Consider the following 1,696-nt stretch of genomic DNA (forward strand, 5'->3'; position numbering starts at 1 on the left):
TTTTTAGCAAAATCACTAATAGGGGGAAGCATATCATAAATGATGCGGTTTCTTATAAAATTAAACAAGGAAGAAATTCAAGATTTATAATGAATTTCTTCCTTGTTGATTCAAATTTTTAATCGCTTATTTTAAAATATTCGAAGACATTATATCAGTGTAGAATAAAATATTAATCAAAATACAATTGTTGGACTAATCTGTTTATTTTTGTTTTGTCATCGCTGACCGATAAAAGAAGATTAATATCTGTTTTTGATAAGTTTGGCAATTTGACTCTGCTGAGGTATTTCTTTTGATAACTAATATATCCTCCACCAATATAATAGCTAGTTAATCTCATAAAATCACTGATTATATCACTATTTAATATCAGGCAGAGTGGATCTATGTCAAGAATACGGACACAGTAAAAAGAGAATTCTACCGCGCTTCGCTTGCTTGCCTCGCGATTCATATTCTTTTAAAGGACCAAAAGTATATGAATCGCGAGGATGTTTTTATGCATATTTTTTCTCAAATTCAATTGGACTCATATAATTTAGTGTCGAATGAATTCTTTTTGAGTTGTAAAAAGTAAGAATGTATTCCATAACACTGAACATTGCTTCATCCCTTGTTTTGTAGTCACAATGGTGAATTAATTCTTTTTTGATAATACTATGAAATGATTCTATACACGCATTGTCATAACAGTTTCCTTTTCTACTCATGCTTGTTTGAATTCCTTTTTCTTTAAGTAATGTCTGATATTCTATAGAAGCATATTGACTTCCACGGTCTGAATGATGAATCAGTCCTTTTCTTGGTTCTTGTATTGTACATGCTTTTCTAAAGGCTGATAACACAAGATCTTTAGTCATTCTTGAAGACATTGACCATCCAATAATTCTTCGTGAAAATAAATCCATGACTGTTGCTAAGTATAACCAACCTTCTCTCGTGTATATGTACGTTATATCTGCGACCCAAACACTTCCTAATCCGGATACTTTAAATGATTGGTTTAATATATTGGGATATACAGGAAGTTGATGTTTGGAATTTGTTGTAGCCTTATATTTCTTTTTTGTTATTGATTTAATACCTAATTCATTCATTATCTTACTGACTGTTCTTTGTGTGACCGTACATCCTTTGCTTCTTAGTACTTGTGTAATTTTAGGACTACCATAACGTTTTTGACTTTGAATATAAATTTGATAAATATGTTTTTTCAATACATCATGTCTAATTGTACGTTTACTTGGTTTACGATTCTTCCAACCATAATAGCCACTTTTTGAAACACCTAACACTTCACACATCTTTATAACACGAAATTCATGTCGGTGTTCTTCAATAAACCTGTATATTACTTCTGGTCTTTGGCAAAGATGTGCATAGAGCCTTTTTTAATATCTTATTTTCTTCTTCTAGCTCTTTTAATCTTTTTTGTAGATCAACTTCAGACTGTTTCTTAGGGGTACGTCTACCACTACCAACAAATCCTTTTTCACCTTCTTTACGATAAACACTTAGCCATTTGGTTAATGTTTGAATAGGGATGTCTAAATCTCTTGAAACTTCTGTTGCTTTTCTACCAGATTCTACTAACTGAATTGCTTCCATATTAAAGCTATGATCATATTTTCATTTAGACATAACGAACACTCCTGTAAATTGATTACTTTCATTAAAGCTTAATTTATAATCA

At 30.8% G+C, this 1,696-nt stretch carries 1 pseudogene; it reads right to left on the reverse strand.

Annotated features, from left to right (window positions below):
• Window positions 1-500: 500 nt before the first annotated feature.
• Window positions 501-1,611 (reverse strand): annotated as a pseudogene (locus tag KA873_RS13415) (IS3 family transposase).
• Window positions 1,612-1,696 lie beyond the last annotated feature (85 nt).

Origin of the sequence: Staphylococcus sp. GDY8P45P (assembly GCF_017892745.1) — a bacterium.
GTDB lineage: Bacteria > Bacillota > Bacilli > Staphylococcales > Staphylococcaceae > Staphylococcus > Staphylococcus cohnii.